This window comes from Paenibacillus jamilae, from assembly GCF_050482105.1.
Taxonomy (GTDB): domain Bacteria; phylum Bacillota; class Bacilli; order Paenibacillales; family Paenibacillaceae; genus Paenibacillus; species Paenibacillus jamilae_B.
Genome location: NZ_JBCNHI010000018.1, coordinates 53,122 through 74,445, shown reverse-complemented (window position 1 = coordinate 74,445; position 21,324 = coordinate 53,122). Strand labels below are relative to the sequence as shown.

Sequence of the window (21,324 nt, the reverse complement as noted above, 5' to 3'; positions counted from 1 at the left end):
AAGGGGCCTGAACATGAATATGATTGAACTATTAAAAGAAGTTGGGCGCGGCAAAAGAGGCGCCCGTGATCTGAATTATGCCGAAGCCGAAGCCGCTGCTGAACTAATTATGACCCGCTCAGCAACCCCTGCTCAAATCGGAGCTTTCTTTACTGCGGAACGCATCAAAATGGAGAGTGTTGCCGAGCTGGAAGCATTCGTTAACGTCTGTCGTAAATATTCTCATCGCTTTCCCATGCAGGAAGGTATTGATTTCGCCGGTCCGTACGACGGTAGGAAGTCATCATTTATTGCCACCTTCGCCACCGCCTTTCTACTTGCCTCATACGGAATACCTGTAACGATGCACGGCAGCACACCTCTCCCTCCTAAATGGGGAGTTACACTCCCCTTATTGTTGCAAGAGATGGGGGCAGCGTCTGCGAATATAACCTACGAGACTGCGATTCATGCTGCAAGGCAAACAGGCGTGCTTTTCGTCGTTTCCGAGCAATGGTGCACGCCCCTGCGGGATCTGCGGCCTATTCGCGAAGAGTTGGGCCTTCGTACAGTACTGAATACAACCGAGAAACTGATCGATTACGGCGCTTCCCCGTACATTGTATTTGGTGTTTTCCACAACACCGTGTTCGACAAGACGGCGAAAGTCATGCAAAATCTGAATTACCGCAGGGCTTTGATCGTTCAGGGGAGCGAAGGATCGGAGGATCTGTTCATCGATCGACCGACCCGAACGTACCTGTTTGCTGACGGCGAGGTGTCGCTCCAGGTTATAGATCCCGAAATGTACGGGCTGGATTCGGTGGTACCGGAACATAATTGGACCCCCGCTGAACAGCTGCGTATATCAGAGCAAGTGCTGCAAGGCACAGCTCCTATAGCCTTCTTGAACCAAGTGTTGCTCAACGGAGCGGTCCGACTGTTCGTTGCAGGGCGAGTCGATTCCATTGAGGAAGGTCTGTACACCTGTAAACCACTGCTAGAAAACAGGAACGCCTGGAATTTGTATTGCCGCTGGCGTAAAGCTATGCTGAGTAAAGAAATAAACACGGGAGTCGGTACATCCGAAACCCGTTCGCATTCATAAAATCAGCTTCATACAGTCGCACCCTAGATTTGAGGCCCTTCCCCGTCAAGTTCACTCGTTACAGATACAGCTAGGCGAAGGGGACGAATGCGTACAGCAGCCGTTTTGAAGCCAGGCATCCGGCAGAACGGATCAAGATCGGGGCGGGTCGCCCGATTTACATTTTGAGCCCCGCCCCAATGCATCGGTACGAAAAGAGTGTCTTCGCGAATATGTGGCTTGATGCGGCTACGAACAGTAAAGCTCCCGCGCTGGGATGTTATTTCTACCCACTCCCCGTCCCTGATATACCAGCGCCGCGCTGTACGCGGATGAATTTCTACATAATTCTCAATCTCACGCGCAGCCAGCGAAGGACTTCTGCGTGTTTGCGCACCAGTCAAATAGTGAGCCAGCACGCGGCCATTCGTCAAAGTAAGCGGGTATTCCTCGGATATTCCCTCTCCTGCTCCACAGCTTTCAACCACTGTAAAAACAGCCCTGCGGTCGGAAAGAGCAAAGCTTTCCCGAAATATCATATCCGTACCAGCTTTATCCGTAGATGGGCATGGCCAATATAACCCTTCCTCACGACGCAGCCTGTCGTAAGTGATCCCGTAATAATCAGCAAGACCACCCCGACTAGCGAGGCGCAGTTCTTCAAAGATAGCCTCTGCATCCTTATACACGAAGTAGCTACCCTTATTCAGTCTTGCAGCTATCTGGCATAAAATGCTCCAATCATCTCTAGCTTCGCCCGGTGCTAGGCGCACCGCTTCCCGCAGCAAAACGCGGCCTTCCAGATTAGTCATTGTCCCCGTATTCTCCAAATAGGACGTCACAGGCAAAACAACGTCGGCCATCCGCGCTGTTTCAGTGAGAAACATATCCGCCACAACCAGCAAATTCAGCTCTTTCAGCGCATCCTCGACCAACCGGGCATTCGGATTAGATACAACAGGATTAGAGCCCATCACGAACAGAGCTTGAATTTCTCTCCGATGAGCCAGCTCCATCATTTCATAGGCCGATACTCCTTTTCCCGGCAAACTGCTTGGTTCAACGCCCCATACGGACGCAACATAAGCTCGGTCTTCTTCATTCTCAATCGATCTGTAGCCAGGAAGCTGATCAGCCTTTTGGCCATGCTCTCGCCCCCCTTGCCCGTTTCCTTGACCTGTGATGGCCCCATACCCACACCCTTCTCTTCCAATCTTTCCGGTGGCTAGCACGAGATTAAGAAATGCTCGTACCGCCATATGTCCATCGATCTGCTGCTCGACACCCCTGGCCGTAAAAACGATGCCTGTCTCCACACTGCCAAAGGCACGTGCTGCTTGCCGGATCATTTGTGCTTCAATTCCGCACAGCGCGGCCGATTCGTTCAGGTCCACCTCATTCAAATAAGTTAACAGCTGATCAAAACCATTGGTCCGCTGGTGGATAAAGTCTTCATTTACCAAGCCCTCATCCACAATGACCTTTAGCATGGCATTGGCCAGCACAGCATCTGTACCCGGTCTGATTTGCAAATGCAAATCAGCGATTGACGCTGTAGGTGTCGCGCGTGGGTCAATTACGATGACAAATGCGCCATTTTCCTTCGCCTGATGAAAATAAGGCATCAACGTCGGCTGACATTCAGCGATATTCGTGCCTGCAAGCACTATGCAACGAGCTAACGGAATATCAGCCAGCCTGCAGGTCAGTCCGCGATCCATGCCAAACACTTTGCTGCCAGCAGATGCTGCTGCCGACATGCAAAAGCGCCCGTTATAGTCAATATAGCGCGTACCTATCGCCACTCTGGCAAATTTCCCAAGTAAATATGCCGTTTCGTTCGATAGCGATCCTCCGCCGTAAATGCCGATTCCGTCAGGCCCCTGCGTGGACAACAGCAAAGAGAAACTGCTAGCTACAGCATTCAGTGCTTCTCCCCATTGGACGGGCACAAGCCTGCCCTCTTTGCGTATGAGAGGCTGTGTCAGCCTTTCTGCATGAGTTGCATGCTGATGCGCATTCATACCCTTGATGCACAACCTTCCTTGCGAGGCTGCATTGGGTTTTCCTTTCGCTTTATACACCGTTCGAACGATACCTGCGAGTGCCTCCGTTTCCGAACTAACGGTCATCTTACATTGCACGCTGCAAAATGGACACTGCGTCTCCACTATAGGGGCAACGTATTGACCGGCTTTCAGCTTGCTATCTCCTGACTGACACATAAAAGCCACCTTCCCCTCTCCCTACGGCGCAATGTTCAATGTCATTTTCTTCGCATACGAATCTTTCGCTACAATCCCTACCCACTCCGTTAACCTGTCAGCATTGTGGATCGCAGGCTACTCGTCAGCTCTTTTCGCAAAGCAGCATCCAGTACACTTTCCCGCAGCGCTAGAATGCCAGTCCGCTCAATCCATTCCCATATCTTCTCCCCATACCGAGCACTATGCCTGTATATTTGCAAGCAGGTTACAGCCATTAACACCACTTCTACCGGATTCTCCTCTAATCCAAGCAGTAAACCCTGGCGAACCGGATGCTCCGCATGTCCACCGACATAAATTTCCCAGCCTGCTGGTGATCGAGAGATTCCAATGTCATGGACAAGCACGCCACCGGGATACTCCGCCCCCGGGCTAACAGCAACCGTAACCCGTGACGGTAATGAAAGGCTTCCCCATACCGCCGCCAGCTGCTCTCTTAGCCAGATCACTCCACCAAATGCCTGATCCAGTGGGGCTGGATCAACAAAATCATGACGTTCAGCATTCAAATTTGTAAAACTCAGGCCAACAGAACCCGCTACCCCTTCGTATAGCGCGGTGGACTGAATCGCATCGCCTGCGCTCAGTTGTTTTGGCGCTGATCTGCCCTGTAACCCTAGAGATTCCAAATAATAAAGTACAGCCGGACGACATAATTTACACCCCCGCTGTCTGGTCCAACCAAGACGGGACACCACCTCCTCCAAAGTTCGACAGACTTCATCCACCATCGCTATCTTTAACGAATCATGATCGTAATGCGTACAACTACACACAGGAACAACTTCCTGGGCAGTCGAAGTAACCACAGGCTTGGAGGCTGTCACTTGGGACAACCCATTTTTGACGAGTGCGGCCACTAGAGGTCGGCAGCCTCCACAGGAGCTGGATGCTTTGGTTCGGCTCTTCACCTCGTCGACCGTTTTCAGCTTATCTGTGGCGATCGCTCGCAAAATATCCCCCTTGCTCACACCGTTGCACGCACATACCATCTCTCCTTCAGGCAGTGCTTCCGCTGCATCCTCTGCTCTGCTTTTGCTGTGATCCTGAGGTACAAGTTCAGTAACTGGCGCGCCGCGCTGTACCATACCAAGCAGCGAGGTGCTTTCTGCCGTATCACCGAACAAAATAGCTCCAGTGATAGCGCCGGCGCGCATCATCACTTTTTTGTAAATTTGCTGCATACCGTTATACTCCATGATCGCGATGTCGTTTCCCTCTTCACGAATGTCGCCAGCAGAAAACACATGAATCCCCGCCACCTTGAGCTGTGCATACGGGACCGTCCCTTTATAGGGAGCCGTTTCACGACCACAAATCACCTTTGCCAGCACTTTGGCCTGCTCATATAGCGGAGCCACCAGCCCGTATGAAATCCCGCGGTGCTCAGCACATTCGCCGACTGCATAAATACCGGGAATACTCGTGCGCATATAATCGTCCACGGCAATAGCACGGTTCACTGTCAGACCAATGTCCTGAGCCAATCCGATATTGGGCCGAATACCAACCGCCAGCACAACCAAATCTGTTTCCAATCTGTTCCCGTCCGCAAACATCAAACCTTGTGCTCGGTTACGGCCTATAATGTTGACTGTATTCTTCGCCAAATGAAAACGCATGCCCTGTTGCTCCAACCTCCGTTGTAAAAGTACAGCCGCAGTACGGTCAAGCTGACGATTCATCAGATACTGCGCATTATGAACAACATCCGTTTCCATCCCTAGATTCAGCAAGCCTTGAGCAGCCTCAAGCCCTAATAGCCCTCCTCCGATAACGGTAGCCTTGCCGTACGTTTTGGCATACCTCGCCATGGTTTCACAGTCATCCACATCACGAAAAGCGATTACTCCCTCTTTTCGGGCTCCAGAAATGGGAGGTATGAAGGGTAATGAGCCAGTTGCCAGTATAAGAATGTCATAGGGCTCACGAATGCCGGATTCCGTTTCCACCATACCGGTTGCCACATCAATACGACACACGCGTTCACCAGCTTGCAACTTCACCCCATTTTCTTCATACCAGTCCCAGCTGTGAGTGACGATATGTTCAAATGAGCTCTCCTCCTGAAGCATTTTGGACAAGAGAACACGGTTGTACCCGGGCCTCGGTTCTGCACCGAATATTGTGATTTGGAATCGTTCAGGCTCCAGACTGAGAATCTCCTCCACACATTTGATGCCTGCCATACCATTACCGATGACGACCAGTCTTTGTATCATAATGAATCCAGCCCCATTCTCCGAACTAAAATAAGACAGAAAAAGCCCTTCTCCATTCAATGGAAAAGGGCATCGTTGCCGCAAATGCCGACACATCGTTGTGCCGATATGCACTTAAGATTACTGAATTGTGAGTATTATGTCAACATTCAATACATACATTCTGTATTTTAATCTAATTTTCTAATTCATTATAATTTTAATGTTATGTATATTGACACAATTAGAATGTCTTTTTATAATTTGAATTAAAATCACTACAAAGTGTTCATACCAAGCGATACACAATGAGGTGTGTCAAACACGGCAATGAAGCCGCAAAACGTTCCTGGATATCTATGACGGGACGATTTGCGGCTTTTTTATGTTTAACAGAGTCTGAGGTGTGAAGTCTGAGCTCTACAAACCACAATAAGAAGAGGAGAGATCAAGAATGAAGAAAAAAAGTTTCTGGCACAGCGGACACAAGCCTACCCTATTTGGCTCCTTTCTGTATTTTGATATTAGCTTTATGATATGGGGTATGATCGGACCGTTGGTCGTTGTCATTGCACATGATTATCCAATGGACCCTGTACAAAAAGCCAACCTGGTCGCTCTCCCGATACTTAGTGGTTCCCTGCTACGGCTCGTGCTTGGATTCATGTCAGATTATATCGGTCCAAAGCTCACGGGACAGATCGGTATGCTTGTCACGATCATTCCTCTCCTGCTTGGCTGGCTGTGGGTTGATTCGCTGGAGCAGTTGTACGCTGTCGCTCTGCTTCTGGGCGTGGCTGGAGCCTCATTTGCAGCTGCACTACCATTGGCTGGCCAATGGTACCCCAAAGAGCATCAAGGTCTAGCCATGGGAATTGCTGGTGCTGGTAACAGCGGAACCGTCCTCGCAACCTTGTTCGCCAACCGCATTGCCCAACATTTTGGCAGCTGGGAAGTCGTTTTTGGATTAGCCATTATCCCGATTTCCATCGTCTTTGTTCTGTTCAGTATGTTTGCCCGCAACAGCCCTCATCGCCCGGCACCAAAAAGTCTGTCACAATATGCTTCAGTGCTCAAACAAAAGGATGCCTGGGTGTTCTGTGCCTTTTATTGCGTGACGTTCGGCGGGTTCGTTGGTCTATCCAATTATTTGACCATTTTCTTCAATACCCAATACGGGCTCTCCGCCGTACACGCGGCTGATTTTGCGACCGTTTGTGTCATTGCCGGTAGCTTCTTTCGTCCTGTAGGCGGCTTTTTGTCCGACCGGATTGGTGGTTCGCGTATGTTAATGTACTTGTATGCCGGAGCCGGGGCTATGCTCGCCAGCATTGCATTTTTACCACCACTTGCCATGGTCGTAGTCCTGCTGTTTGTAGGTATGATGTGCCTTGGTGCTGGCAACGGCTCCGTATTCCAGCTCGTGCCGCAGCGATTTGGCAACGAAATCGGGCTCATGACTGGCATCGTCGGTGCTGCTGGCGGCATAGGCGGGTACTTTCTTCCTCTAATTCTGGGCCATCTGTACAAATTAACAGGTTCTTACATGCCCGGTTTCCTCTGTCTAAGTCTAATCACATTCTGTGCCTTTATCCTCGTCATCATCATGCAGTTAAAATGGCGTAACAGCTGGATGCGGCGCTCTGCTCCAATTGCTGATGAAGCCATCAACCGAATGGGAGAAATTAAGATCTGATGTCTACTATATAGACAGTCACCAAACGTTTGGATTTTAAGCCTCACTTATCGCTTATACTCAATAATAATAGCTTAACTTCATTTATAGAAATGAAGTTAAGCTATTACACTAAACATATTTAATGCATTATGAAATCTATAAAAAAAGTCACATCTAATGAATATTTACCGAAAACATTATGAAAATTTAATGAATTTTTCAGGTGAAAATCATTGAAAATCGCTTTCATTTTCATATTTTTTCTTATGTAAACACTTATATAACCATTTTTCACACAACATACTTGTTCACTTGGTTTAAAATAAGGCGTATACTTGTTCACGAATTGTTCAAGGATTAACCAAATGTATTTTTTTAGAAAGAAGGAATTGGAAATGCGTGCTTTTCATGTTACGGAAAACGGAACTATTGAAACCAAATTAACCGGAAAGGATCTTCTTGCTAACCCACTGCTGAACAAAGGAGTGGCTTTTTCGCTGGAAGAACGTCAACAGCTCGGACTTGATGGTCTCCTTCCTCCTACCATATTAACTATTGAGGAACAGGTTCAACGGGTATACGAGCAATTTCAAAGTCAACCGGATAATTTACGTAAAAACGTTGCATTAAATGATCTTTTTAATCGGAATACTGTCCTTTATTATCGTTTGCTTTCCGAGCACCTAAGCGAGATGCTTCCGATTGTTTATACTCCTACAGTCGGTCAGGCTATTCAGGAATACAGTCATGAATATCATAAACCAGGCGGTATGTATCTATCTATTGATAATCTTGCTGGCATCCAAGAAGCTTTTAAAAATTTGAACTTGGGCCCTGATGATATCGACCTGATCGTAGCCACAGATTCCGAAAGTATTTTGGGTATTGGGGACTGGGGAGTTGGCGGTATTAACATCTCTATTGGTAAGCTTGCTGTCTATACAGCCGCTGCTGGTATTGATCCTAGCCGGGTGCTAGCAGTAGTGCTTGATGCAGGTACAAACAACGAAAAGCTGTTAGAAGATCCATTATACATGGGAAATCGCCACAAACGTGTACGTGGAGAACAATATGATCAATTTATTGACACTTACGTGAAAGCTGCACTTTCTTCTTTCCCGAACGCACTGCTGCACTGGGAAGATCTGGGTAACGTCAATGCGCGGAATATTATTAATAAGTACGGAAATAATATTTTAACGTTTAATGATGATATTCAAGGTACTGGTGCGGTTACGCTCGCTGGCGTGATGTCTGGTGTCCAATTGTCCGGAATCCCTCTGAGCAAGCACCGTGTTCTAGTATTTGGTCCTGGAGCTGCCGGCATCGGTAATGCAGACCAAATTAGTGCGGCTATGATGCTGGAAGGATTGTCAGAAACTGAAGCAAGACGTAACTTCTGGGCTTATGATTACCGTGGCCTGCTTACCAATGAAACGGAAGGACTTTTGCCATTCCAAGTCCCTTATGTACGTGATGCTGCCGAGTGTCGTGACTGGGAGCATGCTGAAGATGGCAAAATCCCTCTGCTTGAAGTCATTCGCCGTGTGAAACCGACGATTATGATCGGAACATCCGGAGTAGCAGGAGCATTTAGCGAGGAAATTGTTAAAGAGATGGCTAAGCATACTGAACGCCCGATTATTATGCCTATGTCCAATCCCACTCCACTGGCGGAGGCGACTCCTCAAGATCTGATCCACTGGACGGAAGGAAAAGCCCTTATCGCAACAGGAAGTCCTTTTGAGCCAGTAATCTACAACAATATTAAGTTTGAAATTGGGCAATCTAACAATGCCTTCGTATTCCCAGGGCTTGGTCTTGGAGCAATCGTAGTAAAATCCAAAATTATAACAGATAGCATGTTTGCAGCAGCTGCCCATGCAGTAGCGCAAATGGTTGATTTGTCACAGCCTGGTGCTTCCCTGCTGCCGAAAATCAACGAACTACGTGAGGTATCTGAAGCTGTAGCAGTGGCAGTCGCCAAGGCAGCAGTTCAAGATGGAGTGGCGCGTCATCTGCCAGAAGATATCGTACAAGCGGTTCGGGATGCAATGTGGGAATGCAAATACAAGCCCATCAAACAGTATGGACAGGAAGCCGTTCTGGTTTAAAAATAGCGAACAACATCACGATCACACTTACTGTTAACATAGTGATTATTTAACTGATGTCCGCCATTTTTGGCGGACATCTTTAATTGGAGGCGACATCATGGCTACAGGTCATATCTTTATTATCTTAATTCCTATTTTCTTTGTCATTTTAATTGGTTATTTCGCAGGTTTATTCAAGGCCTTTAACCCAGCTTCTTCTAAGGGATTAAATACATTGGTAACCAAATTTGCTTTACCTGCACACTTGTTTATTGGTATTACGACGACACCAAGAGAAACGTTAATCCAAAAGTGGCCCTTTCTTGTTGCTTTGATGCTTGGCATAATCGGTTTTTATATCGTATTGCTCGTCGTATATCGCTTAATCGCCAAAAAAGGTCTGACGGAATCCTCCATGTTTGCATTGAATTCAACCCAGCCCTCTTTTGCATTCATGGGGATTCCAGTTTTGGGAAGCTTGTTCGGAAGTGCAGTTGTCGCCATTCCTATTGCGATTACCGGCATTGTGGTTAATGCGATTCTCGATCCGCTTGCAAGTATTTTGGGAACGGTCGGTCAGCGTAAACAATCCGACGACACTAAAGGCAACTTATTTAAATTCACTATAAAATCTGTTCTGCATGGACTCAGCGAGCCGCTGGCCTGCGTACCCTTGATTGGTGTTGTACTGACTTTATGCGGATTCCAGGCACCGAAACTGTTGCAATCCATGTTTGATCAAATCGGCAATATCACTGCTGGTACCGCTCTTTTTGCCATCGGGGTAACGATCGGGATTAAAAAGATTACGTTCAGTCCAAAAGCACTTAGTATCGCTGTACTGAAAGCCATCTTGATGCCTATGGTTATGCTGGGTATTGCTCTTCTAATCGGACTGACCCATGAGGATGTAACCAAAGCTGTTCTGCTTGTCGCATTTCCCGGATCGGCTGTAGCCGCTATGATCGCGACCCGGTATGAATCACTGGAAACAGAAGCAGCATCTGCATTTGTTATAAGCTCAGTATTATCGCTTATTACGATCCCTCTGCTCATTTCACTACTTGTATAATGACAGGAAGCTTTTAACACTCAGCGAAAGACGGGTATATATAAAGATGAAGGGCATCCGTTCGCCCTCATTTATCTTATTTTTTAAATATTGTCGAAACAATAAAGTGATTTAGTTGTATTTGGATTGAAGATTAGTGCTACATCCTGTCTCGCCAACCAGCGGTGACCTACATGTATAAATGTGGGTTGCCGCTTTTTATGTTTGTTAATTCCCATACCATTGGTCAATCCTTATCATCATTTTAGTATCAAGCAGTAAGTATTGTAATAAATAGCTAACATTTATAAAGGTAATTGACGAAATATATAAGGGATAGCTGTACTGTAGCATTAAACTAAAATTTAAAGGAGAAGAAACTTGTGAAAAACTTGAAGTGGAGCACTATGTCCTTTTTTGGTAAAAATCTATTAATAGCTTTTCTTAACATCGTATTAATAGGTGCTATTCTTATCACATCTAGCTATATACTTCAAAAGAACATTCTCACCACGCAACTGCAAGATCAGGTAAAAGTACTGACCAAAAAATGGGCAGAAGATGTTGACAAAACAAAAGTACAACAAGCATTAAGCGAAAAAGATTATAACGGTTCTGTTCAACAGGAATTACGCAAATTTCTAGATTCTATTCACACATTTTATCCTAATGTTGCCCAAGCCTACATATTTGGGACAGAACTAAAAGAAGGAAATCAAACCTCCATTATTGGCGTTCCCACTAATTTGGTTCAAGCTTTCCAAAACTCGAAGATGAATATTGGGGATATGTACACTCTACCTGACGAAAATGCAGAAGCCGTAAATAAAATGCTTCAATCCAATGAATCAGCATTGAGCAGCTTTTATACGGACGAATATGGCACATGGACTACTATTGTTTATCCGATCACAGATGCAAGCGGTAAAGTCACAAGTGCAATTTACTTTGACGTAGATGCGAGCTCTGTACCTACGGGTCTTCATAAGTTGCTTCTATATGGTGTTTCGCTGCTCATTCTGTTTCTGGCTATCTTCTTGACAATTCAATACTTGCTGGTAAAACGCACGCTCTCTCCAATTCGTTCCTTGATGAGGGGGATTGAAGAAGTCAGCGAGGGTAATCTGAATGTAAAAATCAAGACTGGTCAAGATGATCTTGGTATTATCAATCAAAAATTTAATTCCATGATCAAACGCCTTAACGATACAATGGTAAAAGTACAGGATACGACGCAAGAAGTAACAGGATCAGCTCAGGAATTGTTAAGCATCAGCGAGAAAAATAGTACGAATACAAACATTATTAACAGCAATATTCAGGAAATCACCCAGGGGCTTGAAGCTCAGGATCATGCAGCACTTGAAAGCTCCAGGGCTATGAATGAAATGTCTACAGTGATCCAGAACATTGCTGAAAGCTCCTCTTCTGTAGCTGATCAAGCTTATTCCATGGAAAAACGCTCCGTTGAGGGCAATCAGGTAGCCCAAAAGCTATCCACTCAAATGGACTCCATCTCCACTACCATGGAAAGTACAGTTGATTCCGTTAATGCACTACAGAACCGTTCTAATGAAATCAGTAATATTGTAAGCATCATTACCGGCATTGCCAGCCAAACGAATCTGCTGGCCCTCAACGCTTCAATTGAAGCTGCCAGAGTCGGTGAAGAAGGCAAGGGTTTTGCAGTAGTAGCAGGAGAAGTGCGTAATTTGGCTGAGCAGTCTCAAGAGTCTGCCAAACAAATTGCAGAGCTTATTGATGAAATTCAAAAAGAGATTGAACAAACTGTAAAAGGCATCAGCCTTGGTACAAAAGAAGTTCACGTCGGACTGGAAGTTACAAAGCAGACAGGCGAAATGTTCTCTGAAATTTTAGAAGCGTCCAATAAAGTGTCGTCGCAAATCCAGGAGGTATCCAGTGCAACTGAGCAAATCTCGGCCAGCACGCAGGAAATGTCAGCTACCTCTGACGAGTTGTCTTCCACCGTTAGCAAAACAGTCAACAGTAGCAAACAAATTGAGCGAACTATTGGAGAGCAAACTGAGTCTATGGCTTCAATTGTCCAAGCTTCGGACAAGCTTACATCGATGTCCGGTGAGCTGGAAGAGCTCATCTCCTTCTTTAAAGTAAACCGGGAAGTCTAAAAGTATAACTATCCCATCCCCATAACAATAAAGAACCTCTAATCTGCATAGAATGCGCATTAGAGGTTCTTTGATATACTCTTAAGTACTTTGTTTAGTTTAAAAAGCCTTCCAACGCTGAGGTTGGCTTACCGTCAGCCTGCCAAGCACCTTTGTTATAACCTTGATTATAACCTGGGGTTGCAGCTGGCTCCCAATAAAATAAGCCCACGCCTTTGCCGCCTCCAATACTCCGAACCTTTGTTTTGATGGCCGAAATAAATGCCTTGGAAGCAGCAGGCTCATTATATTCCATCCCAATTTCACTGATGACAATGCCTTTACCGTACTTTGCAATGAGGCTATTGGCATTGGTCATCGTCTGATCTACCTTGCCCTGCCAATCAGAAGAGGACGGGTATAGAGACAATCCAATAAGGTCAAACTGAGCTCCGTTTTCAATCAGTCCACCAATGTTCCAGTTTAGAACGGAGCTGTTATCCCCGTTAGCTAAATGTACGATCGTCTTGGTGCTGCTGCTTACGGATTTAACAGCGTTATTTCCTGTATTGACGAGCCACGCATAATTTTTCATATTCACTGAGGCTTTACCGTCATCCCATAGCATACCATTGTTTGTCTCATTACCGATTTGCACCCAATCCGGTGTCACACCCTTGCTTTTCATCGTGTTCATAACATAGACAGTATGGGACCAGACTGCATCCATAAGTTGTGTAAATGTAAAATTGCGCCATGCATAAGGCTTATTCTGCTGTCCCGGATCAGCCCAAGAATCACTATAATGCAAGGTCAGCATAACACTCATGCCTAACTTTTGGGCACGCTGCGCAAGTTCTGCCGCCTTCTCGGCATTCATGTATCCGCTTGCATAATCCTTCATGTTAGGATTCACCCACACACGAATCCGAACGGAATTGATTTGATAATCGTCCCGTAAAATTTGTAGCACATCGCGGCGAACCCCTTTTTTATCCTTCCAGGTCATACCTTGGGCTTCCATCCCTGCAACCCAGCTTATATCTGCTCCTTTGGCGAAAGCAGGGGCGGCCGAAGCCGCACCCACCCCGACAGAGCCCAATGGGTACAAAAAGCTGGATAACAAGATCAACATCGCAAATACCATAGTACGTTTACCTGTTTTCATAAGTCATCCCCTATCCTAATTGTATACTCACATTGCCTCTGGCCAATCCGTCCGCTCCCTGATTCTGGAAACAGCTTCGATCATGTATAACGTGTTCTAGTTATTGCGCTTAGTCTTTAGAACCTTAACAGCATAGGCACTCAATTGAATGCTGCTGTCAGCTACCCCATGATTTTCAAGCATATCCCTATAAGTTCGTCCATCCAGTGTAATCTCTTGCGACTCATGCGTAAAATTCATTATAAAAATATAATCATGAATTCCATCGGTACGAATCGCTGTATTCACCCCATGTGGTAATTGCACATCGAGTGCTTTACTGAGCCCTGCATCATCAATCAAGCTTCTGTAAAAGTGACTATGGAATTGCCCGGTGTTGCGTGATGCAATGTAATAAGCTTTTCCCTGTCCCAAGCGGTTCACCGTCAAGGCCGGGCGACCTTCATAGAAGTCTGCCCCATACTCAGCCAGTACCTCTGCACCCTCCGTATGAATGAGATCGCACAATTCTACAGCTTCATACTCCTCCCGTAGATCCAGCTCATTGCCTTCAATCGGTATAATGTAGTTACGATCATGATCATGCAACCCGTCAATCTCTTCCGACCAGATGCCCAGCGTTTTACGAAGCGGTCCTGGAAAGCCTCCAAGGAAGCACAAATCATGTTCATCCACAATGCCGGACCAATAGGTTGCTACGAATGTGCCCCCGTTTTCAACAAACTTCTGTATGCGCTCTCCTACACCGCTGCGAACCATATACAACATTGGAGCGACCAAAAGTTTATATTTGGAGAAATCTGCATCCATATGAATGACATCTACTGGCACTCCCTGCTCCCATAAAGCCAAATAATGTGCTTCAGCTGTCTCCTCATATTTCACACCTTTGTTCCGCGGACCCTGTGAATCGTTGATTCCCCAACGGTTCTCCCAGTCAAAAATGACTGCGGCCTCAGCCGGTACGGATGTACCAATCACCTCCTCCAGTTTCTCCAGTGCATGACCGACATCTGTCACATCCCCGAATACCCGAGTATGCTCATGACCAACATGATCGACGACCGCACCATGCAGCTTTTCACTCGAACCGCGGCTTTTCCGCCATTGAAAATATTGAACAGTGTCTGAACCGTGCGCCACAGCCTGTAAAGATGATAGCAGATGCATACCTGGTCGCTTCAGCTTGCTAACGTCTTGCCAGTTTGTCAAACTTGGCGTACTTTCCATAAGCATCCAAGGCTTACCACCTTTGATGGAGCGAATAATATCGTGCATCATAGCTACTCTTGCAGCCTGACGGCTGTCATCTCCTTCACGGTCATGCCAGGTCGGATAACTATCCCAGGATATAACATCGAGCAGATCAGCAAACTTCCAGTAATTCAATCCTTCGAAAAATTCCATTAAATTGGTTGTAACTGGAATGTCCGGATTTGCAGCCTTAAGCGGCACAATCTCATGCTTGATAAAATCTGCGGTCTGTTCGGTTACAAACCGTCTCCAGTCCAAATTCATGGCATGAACCTGTGTTTCACCATGAGGTGCTGGAGATTCGACTTGGCTCCAATCTGTAACTGTATGACTCCAAAATGTCGTCCACCATGAATGATTAAGCTGATCCAGCGTACCATATTTATCCTGCACCCAAGCGCGAAATGCCTCCTGGCAATAATCACAGTGACAGTCTCCACCAAATTCATTGGAAATGTGCCAGCCAATAACAGCAGGATGGTTAGCGTAACGCTCAGCCAACTTCGTATTCATAATACGTACTTTTTCCCGGTAGACCGGCGATGTATAACAGTGGTTATGTCGAAACCCGTGCAAGTTACGGACACGGTTAACCCCTACACGCAGCACCTCGGGATATTTTTGTGACATCCAGGCCGGTCTTGCTCCGCTAGGAGTAGCCAAGAACGCATAAATTCCGTTTTCAGCAAACGAGTCCAGAATACGATCCAGCCACTCAAACGTAAATACACCCTCCTCAGGCTCCAAGGATACCCATGAGAAAATGCCGACAGACATCACGTTGCATTTGGCTAGTTTCATTAAGCGGATATCCTCCGCTAACACCTCGGGATATTGCTGCCATTGTTCCGGGTTATAGTCTGCTCCATGCAGCATACGCGGAACTCGCTCACTAATGGGAGGGTACTTGGTTATGTTTGAATATGTCATTGCAAATCATCTCCTTGTATTAGTTCTGTTACTCTTTGACGGAACCTAGCGTCATACCTTTAACAAAATACTTTTGTAAAAATGGATATACAATAAGAATAGGCGCTGCACCAATGAAAATTTGTGCTGCATTCACCGTCGTCTGAGATAGTAATTCCATCTCTTTGGGACTCATGCTCATAGAACTCATATCCTTCTGTATAATTACAGTTTGCAGAAACGTCGCCAGCGGATAATCCTTTGCATTGCTCAAATAGAGCAAACCATCGAACCATGAGTTCCAATGAAATACCATACTGAACAGCGCGATCGTCGCAATGGAAGGCATGGATATCGGTAAGAAAATACTAAACAATGTCCGAAAATGTCCTGCTCCATCGATCAATGCGGCCTCTTCCATCTCTTTGGGAATACCTCTAAAAAAGTTCAGCATAAGAATGACTAAAAATGTATTGACTGCTCCCGGCAAAACAAGTACCCAGAAGCTGTCCATAAGATGTATCTTCTGAATCACCATATAAAATGGAACTAGTCCACCATTAAAAATCATACTAAATACGAATAGCCATGAATACACGTTTCGACTGCGGAACACTGTGGTTTCCTTTGAAAGCGGATAAGCAGCTAGAAAGGTGATCAGCAGCGTCAAGCCAGTTCCCAATACAGTCCGACAGACAGAAATCCAGATGGAGTGCAGAAAAATCGGGTTATTCATCGTTTTCTTATAGGCTTCTAATGAAAACTGCACTGGCCACAGACCAACCAGATTAGCATCTGCTGCCGATTTAGCACTAAACGACACCGCCAACACATGAATCAGCGGAACGATACACATGATAGACAAAATCACAAGCAAGCAAATATTGAACACATTAAAAATGCGGTATGTCGTTGTTTTATGATACATGACTCTCCCTCTTTCAGCCTTGTGGAATCAGAATATGCGGTAACCTGCCCATTTGTAAGCAAGCCGATAAGATATCAGAATGAGAATCATACTGATAACGGATTTGAACAACCCAATGGCGGTGGCAAAACCCATCTCCCCATTGATCAATGCTGTCCGGTAGACAAATGTGTCAATAATATCGCCTTTTTGGTATACCAGCGGATTATAAAGGTTGAAGATCTGGTCAAAACCGGCATTCAAGACATTGCCGAGTGCAAGCGTTCCAACAACGACCACCATCGGAATTAATGAAGGCACAGTAATGTGCAGCGTCTGTCTCCATCGGCTCGCTCCATCCATCTCGGAAGCCTCATATAACGAAGGATTGATACCCGCCAGTGCAGCGAGGAACACGATCGTGTTGTAGCCAAACTCCTTCCATATATCCGATACAATGACGGTAAACCGAAACCAGTTATTATCTCCCAGAAAGAAGATAGGCTGGATCCCTATACTTCCAAGAATTCGATTCATAAATCCATCAGTAGCCAACAGATCAATCAGAATTCCGCCCAAGATAACCCAGGACAGAAAGTGTGGCAGATACACCAATGTCTGAATGGAGCGCTGAAGTCCAACCTTGCGAATTTCATTCAGCAGTATAGCAAAAACAAACGGCACCAGCAGATTGAAAAACATCTTTAACACAGCAATAATTAACGTGTTCCATACGACCTGAAGACTGTCCTCCCGTTGGAACAAAAAGCGGAAATTATCCAGTCCAACCCATTCGGAACCAGTTATGCCTAGCCAAGGCTTGTAATTTTGAAAGGCCATCACAATGCCACCCATCGGAATGTAGCTGAATACAATTAAGAAAATAATGGCTGGCAGCAGCATGATATGAAATGGCCACGTACGTTGCAGACTTCTCATTGCAGTTCCTCCTGTAACTCTCATGGTATACTTCAATTATAAAAGCGTTTTCGTAGTCCCAACAGTTCAAAAAACCAACATACATGGCACAAAAGCAATCATTTTTATTTAGTCCATATAAAGCTGAAGTAAAAAGGCTGTCCACCTTGGGACAGCCCTCCTAATTTGTTTTACAACATCCATGGTTTTTACTTTTCGACGCTCTTATACCACTCGTTTACTTCCTTTGTAATTTGTTCGCCGCCAGCGGCTTTCCACGTCTGCACAAAGGTATCAAAAGCAGAAATCGGCTGTTTGCCATAAATAATTTCATTGAAAGTCTGGCTTTCAATCTTATCGAGATAATCCTTTTTAGCCTTCATCGTTGGCGTGGTTGGTCCTGTGAACTGATCTTTCATAGAGATATCCTTTTGTTCCATAAGCACTTTGGCCGCTGCAGGAGTGTCTTTCCCGTAATTCACCATTACATCTTTCTCCAGTCTGGTTTTCGGTTCTGCACCGTCAGCCAAGCTTAACAAAGCCTTCATTTGGGCATCAGGGATACGCGCACCATCACGAACTAGCAAATAACGAATAGAGTTTACGTAACCGCCTGGTATTTTATCAATAGACACCAGCTTGCCATTGGCATCTAAATCATAATCGTAGCCCTTAAACAGCCCATTCGACAAATCACCGTCCGGTTTGGCATTTGCATAATGATCAAACAAGTAATTTTGATATGTGAAGAAGGCTTCAGGATGCTGCATTTGTTTGTTAATGAGTACGACACCATTGGTGTACTGCGTTCCATGGCGCATAGCTTTGTTGTCAGGTCCGGCTGGAATCTTGATCGGCTTCCATACGGCACTCGGCGCATTTTTAACCGTATCTTGAAGCGGCCAGCCGCTCATCCAATATGGCCCAGGAATCATCCCGGCTGTACCTGCAACTGTAGGTTCTGTCGTTTTATTTTCATCCCATAATGCTGCTTCCTGAGGGATATATCCTTTTTTGAGCCATTCGCTCAGCTTTTGCAGCCCCGGCTTCATACCAGGTTGCACAGAGCCATATTCCAAGCTGCCATTTGCGCTTTTGTTCCACTGCTGGGGTAGTGTGCCATAAGCCCCGAAAATCCAGGATGGGTCACCCATCCAAGTGTTCATGGATGTTTTGAAACCGATGCTGAGCGGGGTCACTTTGTCTGGAGCCAACCCGTCCGGATTTTTATTTTTAAAGGCATCCATCACTTTTTCCAGATCATCCATCGTCTCAGGAGCCTTCATCCCCAGCTTATCCAACCAATCTTGTCGTACCCACAATACATAATCATGGTTATAGGCGAAATCCAGCACAGGGATACCCATCTTTTTACCATCTCGGCTATACTGATTCCATACGTTCGTATCCTGGTTCATGGCCTGCTTCCAGGAATCCGAGGCATATTTATCGAACAACGGACCAGCTTCAGCAAACATACCGGAATCGATCATATCTTGAGCCAGTTGTTCATTCTCTGTCCCCAATACAACGACATCAGGCATTTCCTGACCGGAGGACATCGCCAGACGCAGCTTGGTAGCAAATGCACCGTTTGTATCCGTAACAGACCACAGTGATTTTATATTAATACCAAACTTCTCTTTTGCCCATTTTGTCGCAACGTTATTTTCGATAGATTCGCCATTTTTAAATTTTAAGGCGGGATCTACACCCCATACCGTGGATATGGTGACTTCAGGACTGTATTTTTCTTTGTATACGTTTTCAGTTTTAGCTGTGCTGTCCGCATTCCCATCATTTCCTGTACCAGAGCAGCCCACAAGGCCAACTCCTAATACCATCGTTGCGGCGAGCAACGACAGCAACCTTTTTTTCGAATGAACTCGCATGTTGTTCCCCCTCTAAAAATCATTTTCTACTCTTTTATTATAAGAGGCTTTTCTTGGCAGCCTATGTCACAAAATAAATATTTCTGCACCTTTCCCAACTGATCTTTACTCATTCGTCTTTACTGGTCACGAAATTCATGCGGAGTCATTCCATAATGCTTCTTGAACATCTTACTGAAATATTGAGGATTCTGATAGCCGAGTTCAGTTGTTATTTCATATATTTTTTTGTTGGAATATTTGAGCAGATAAAGAGCCCGTTCCATTCTCATTCGGATAATATAATCTCCCAGACCTTCTCCAGTTTCAGCTTTATAGATTTTAGACAAATAGACGGGATGAAGATAAACCTGATCGGCAATCGTCTTCACAGACAGCTCCTGTCCTTTGTCCTGGGCAATCAGTTCCTGAACCTGCTTGACCACATAGCTTTTGGCGCTTTGCTCGCTTGCCGACCACTCGGCTTTAAGCTTATTCATCATGGAAAATATCCACTCTTTGAGGTGGGGGAACGAATGGACCAATTTCTGTGCGTGTAACGGATCAAAGCCTACCTGGTCCATCTGTGTAATGAAACGTCCTTGTTTGTGCGCTATATACATCAAGGCGCTCGTCACCGAAATAAACAGTTCATATAAATGCTCGCGTGTATATCCCGTCTCTTCCATTTTGCCAAATACACGGCTCAATTTCTCCTCAGCCTCTTCCCATTGTCTGGACTCTAGCAGATGAGTAAGCGTAGGGTGCATATAAAGCCCCTCCAGCGACTTCACTGAGCTGTGTGACTGTTCTGTCTGCTCTTCTATGAATAGCAGTGGATTCGTCTCCTCCTGCTGGTTCCAATACAAGGATCTGATTGCTGTCTGGTATAGCTTGGGCAGCTCATCCGGGAAATGAAACCAATTGGTTAACGTGACGTAAATTTCCCCCTTCAAGTAATTGCTCACATTTTTTCGAAAGGTTTCAATCGCCGCACGTAAAATATGATTCTGCTCATCCACAGTCCGTTCAGGAAACACATCCCAATTCCCTTCTATTAATACGATCAGGCAATCATGCGGCGCTTTGCAATGCCAAACATGAAAATCAGGAGCGAATACTTCTTCCGCAATATTTCCAATCGCATATTCAATTAAGGACACTGAGTGATAATCCATATCCGAAAAATGTTTGCCTAGCTGAATAAGCAGCATACTGGCAGGATGCTCTGTGCGTAGCTTGATTTCGTACTCGGACATTTTGTCCTTTATTTTTTGTACAGTCAAATCACGTCCGAGCAGCAAATCATGCATCAAATGGGTGCGCAGTACACCGAAATCGTTCCTGCGACTGTATTGTAATTGATGAACCTTGTCGAATGCTTCCCATTCTTCCTTTAGCGAATCCATGGCAGCTGACACACATTTGATAAACTCCTCATCATCCACCGGCTTTAAAATGTAATCAAAGGCCTTAAGCTGAAGCGCTTTTTTAGCGTATTCGAAATCGGCATAGCCTGTCAGTAATAAACTTCGAATGTGCGGCCAACGCTCGTTTACTTCAACAATTAGCTCCAATCCTGACATGCCGGGCATACGAATATCTGTGACCAGAATATCAATATCGTGCGCTTCCAGCACATCTACTGCTGCCAGGGCAGAAGTTGCTTGATGAACTCTCTCGATTCCCAACGTTTCCCACGGTATGGTTGCCGCCAGGCTTTCAGTAACATAGCTTTCATCATCTACTAGTAATATTTGAACCATCAGTATCCTCCAATTTTACTGTTTCTTGAACTTGACGAAGAATGGA

Annotated in this window: 13 protein-coding genes; 5 read left to right on the top strand and 8 right to left on the bottom strand. The window is 45.6% G+C overall.

Annotation, left to right across the window (positions count from 1 at the left end; translation table 11 throughout):
* The first annotated feature begins 13 nt into the window (after nucleotides 1–13).
* The gene (locus ABEW32_RS15410; RefSeq protein ID WP_430188952.1) at nucleotides 14–1,087 is read left to right on the top strand and encodes an anthranilate phosphoribosyltransferase; all 1,074 of its coding nucleotides are present in this window, start codon (nucleotides 14–16) and stop codon (nucleotides 1,085–1,087) included.
* A 23-nt stretch (nucleotides 1,088–1,110) separates the two neighbouring features.
* On the opposite strand, the gene nasC is transcribed toward ABEW32_RS15410, so the two are convergent.
* Both nasC and nirB read right to left on the bottom strand, forming a co-directional pair.
* Complete coding sequence (gene nasC, locus ABEW32_RS15405) at nucleotides 1,111–3,291, bottom strand: assimilatory nitrate reductase catalytic subunit NasC (RefSeq protein ID WP_430188949.1); 2,181 nt, start codon at nucleotides 3,289–3,291, stop codon at nucleotides 1,111–1,113.
* Nucleotides 3,292–3,380: 89 nt separating this feature from the next.
* Nucleotides 3,381–5,555, bottom strand: a complete 2,175-nt coding sequence (gene nirB, locus ABEW32_RS15400) for a nitrite reductase large subunit NirB (RefSeq protein ID WP_430188946.1) — start codon at nucleotides 5,553–5,555, stop codon at nucleotides 3,381–3,383.
* Between the two features lie 433 nt (nucleotides 5,556–5,988).
* Between nirB and ABEW32_RS15395 the strand changes: the two genes are divergently transcribed.
* The 4 genes from ABEW32_RS15395 to ABEW32_RS15380 all read left to right on the top strand — a co-directional run bounded on the left by ABEW32_RS15395 (nucleotide 5,989) and on the right by ABEW32_RS15380 (nucleotide 12,506).
* Nucleotides 5,989–7,230 (top strand): nitrate/nitrite transporter, encoded by a 1,242-nt coding sequence (locus ABEW32_RS15395; RefSeq protein ID WP_430188944.1) that lies wholly within the window; start codon nucleotides 5,989–5,991, stop codon nucleotides 7,228–7,230.
* Nucleotides 7,231–7,607: 377 nt separating this feature from the next.
* Nucleotides 7,608–9,326, top strand: a complete 1,719-nt coding sequence (locus ABEW32_RS15390; RefSeq protein ID WP_430188942.1) for an NAD-dependent malic enzyme — start codon at nucleotides 7,608–7,610, stop codon at nucleotides 9,324–9,326.
* Nucleotides 9,327–9,426: 100 nt separating this feature from the next.
* Nucleotides 9,427–10,380 (top strand): AEC family transporter, encoded by a 954-nt coding sequence (locus ABEW32_RS15385; protein ID WP_430188940.1) that lies wholly within the window; start codon nucleotides 9,427–9,429, stop codon nucleotides 10,378–10,380.
* Nucleotides 10,381–10,742: 362 nt separating this feature from the next.
* Entirely contained in the window at nucleotides 10,743–12,506 is a 1,764-nt protein-coding gene (locus tag ABEW32_RS15380; protein ID WP_430188937.1) for a methyl-accepting chemotaxis protein, read from the top strand.
* Nucleotides 12,507–12,600: 94 nt separating this feature from the next.
* Here the strand turns inward: ABEW32_RS15380 and ABEW32_RS15375 are convergent, their stop codons facing one another.
* The 6 genes from ABEW32_RS15375 to ABEW32_RS15350 all read right to left on the bottom strand — a co-directional run bounded on the left by ABEW32_RS15375 (nucleotide 12,601) and on the right by ABEW32_RS15350 (nucleotide 21,278).
* Nucleotides 12,601–13,653: a glycoside hydrolase family 53 protein gene (locus ABEW32_RS15375; protein ID WP_430188935.1), complete on the bottom strand. Its 1,053-nt coding sequence runs from the start codon at nucleotides 13,651–13,653 to the stop codon at nucleotides 12,601–12,603.
* Nucleotides 13,654–13,749: 96 nt separating this feature from the next.
* Nucleotides 13,750–15,837, bottom strand: coding sequence for a beta-galactosidase (locus tag ABEW32_RS15370; RefSeq protein ID WP_430188932.1), 2,088 nt, complete (start codon nucleotides 15,835–15,837; stop codon nucleotides 13,750–13,752).
* A gap of 28 nt (nucleotides 15,838–15,865) precedes the next feature.
* Nucleotides 15,866–16,744: a carbohydrate ABC transporter permease gene (locus ABEW32_RS15365; protein WP_430188929.1), complete on the bottom strand. Its 879-nt coding sequence runs from the start codon at nucleotides 16,742–16,744 to the stop codon at nucleotides 15,866–15,868.
* Nucleotides 16,745–16,771: 27 nt separating this feature from the next.
* Nucleotides 16,772–17,662: an ABC transporter permease gene (locus ABEW32_RS15360; protein ID WP_016822416.1), complete on the bottom strand. Its 891-nt coding sequence runs from the start codon at nucleotides 17,660–17,662 to the stop codon at nucleotides 16,772–16,774.
* Nucleotides 17,663–17,850: 188 nt separating this feature from the next.
* A complete protein-coding gene (locus ABEW32_RS15355) occupies nucleotides 17,851–19,533 on the bottom strand; it encodes a type 2 periplasmic-binding domain-containing protein (RefSeq protein ID WP_430188926.1) in 1,683 nt (560 codons plus the stop codon).
* A 119-nt stretch (nucleotides 19,534–19,652) separates the two neighbouring features.
* On the bottom strand, nucleotides 19,653–21,278 hold the full coding sequence (locus ABEW32_RS15350; protein ID WP_430188924.1) for a response regulator transcription factor: 1,626 nt from the start codon (nucleotides 21,276–21,278) through the stop codon (nucleotides 19,653–19,655).
* Nucleotides 21,279–21,324: the final 46 nt, after the last annotated feature.

What these genes read in the sequence shown, in the direction of transcription:
- ABEW32_RS15365 (WP_430188929.1), bottom strand. Translation starts at nt 16,744, where the DNA reads ATGTATCATAAAACAACGACATACCGCATTTTTAATGTGTTCAATATT.
- ABEW32_RS15355 (WP_430188926.1), bottom strand. Translation starts at nt 19,533, where the DNA reads ATGCGAGTTCATTCGAAAAAAAGGTTGCTGTCGTTGCTCGCCGCAACG.
- ABEW32_RS15410 (WP_430188952.1), top strand. Translation starts at nt 14, where the DNA reads ATGAATATGATTGAACTATTAAAAGAAGTTGGGCGCGGCAAAAGAGGC.
- ABEW32_RS15390 (WP_430188942.1), top strand. Translation starts at nt 7,608, where the DNA reads ATGCGTGCTTTTCATGTTACGGAAAACGGAACTATTGAAACCAAATTA.
- nasC (WP_430188949.1), bottom strand. Translation starts at nt 3,291, where the DNA reads ATGTGTCAGTCAGGAGATAGCAAGCTGAAAGCCGGTCAATACGTTGCC.
- ABEW32_RS15370 (WP_430188932.1), bottom strand. Translation starts at nt 15,837, where the DNA reads ATGACATATTCAAACATAACCAAGTACCCTCCCATTAGTGAGCGAGTT.
- nirB (WP_430188946.1), bottom strand. Translation starts at nt 5,555, where the DNA reads ATGATACAAAGACTGGTCGTCATCGGTAATGGTATGGCAGGCATCAAA.
- ABEW32_RS15350 (WP_430188924.1), bottom strand. Translation starts at nt 21,278, where the DNA reads ATGGTTCAAATATTACTAGTAGATGATGAAAGCTATGTTACTGAAAGC.
- ABEW32_RS15385 (WP_430188940.1), top strand. Translation starts at nt 9,427, where the DNA reads ATGGCTACAGGTCATATCTTTATTATCTTAATTCCTATTTTCTTTGTC.
- ABEW32_RS15395 (WP_430188944.1), top strand. Translation starts at nt 5,989, where the DNA reads ATGAAGAAAAAAAGTTTCTGGCACAGCGGACACAAGCCTACCCTATTT.
- ABEW32_RS15375 (WP_430188935.1), bottom strand. Translation starts at nt 13,653, where the DNA reads ATGAAAACAGGTAAACGTACTATGGTATTTGCGATGTTGATCTTGTTA.
- ABEW32_RS15360 (WP_016822416.1), bottom strand. Translation starts at nt 17,662, where the DNA reads ATGAGAAGTCTGCAACGTACGTGGCCATTTCATATCATGCTGCTGCCA.